Annotated in this window: 1 protein-coding gene; it reads left to right on the forward strand. The window is 40.1% G+C overall.

The window, feature by feature from the left end; all coding sequences use genetic code 11:
• Positions 1–158: 158 nt before the first annotated feature.
• A partial coding sequence (pflA, locus tag RU96_RS12655) for a pyruvate formate-lyase-activating protein (RefSeq protein ID WP_071865814.1) occupies positions 159–694 on the forward strand: 536 nt, incomplete at its 3' end.

Genomic DNA, 694 nt, shown 5'->3' on the forward strand with positions numbered 1-694 from the left:
ATCGCACGGACTATGCACGAATCGATGTAATTAAAAAGTACGATACGGTGGCGGATGGGAAAATATCCGCCACTTTTGTTTTTAATAAAAGAAAACACGCGAGAAAATAAAAAGTAAGCCAAAAGTGCTGTTTTCAAATACGAAAGGAAGTCCTCTTTATGACTGTGACAGGACGTATTCATTCTACTGAAAGTTTTGGTTCCGTTGATGGCCCGGGAATTCGCTTTATCGTCTTTACCCAAGGCTGCCGCATGCGGTGTGAATTTTGTCATAACCCGGATACGTGGAAAATTGGGACCGGAACAGAACGTACCGCTGATGATGTTTTAGCAGAAGCGTTAAAATATCAAGAATTTTGGGGAGAAAAAGGCGGGATTACTGTAAGTGGTGGGGAGCCACTACTTCAAATGGACTTTTTAATTGATTTATTTCAAAAAGCCAAAGCTGCCGGTGTACATACGACAATTGATACGTGTGGCCAACCCTTCACCAAAGCCGAACCTTTCTTTTCTAAATTCAATACGTTAATGGAATATACGGATTTATTGTTATTTGATATTAAACATATCGATAATGACGCCCATAAAAAACTGACCAAACAAGCCAATACACCGATTTTAGAAATGGCAACTTATTTATCTGAAATCCAAAAACCGGTTTGGATTCGGCATGTGTTAGTCCCGCATCGAAGCGA

Origin of the sequence: Enterococcus canintestini (assembly GCF_001885735.1) — a bacterium.
Lineage (GTDB): Bacteria > Bacillota > Bacilli > Lactobacillales > Enterococcaceae > Enterococcus_C > Enterococcus_C canintestini.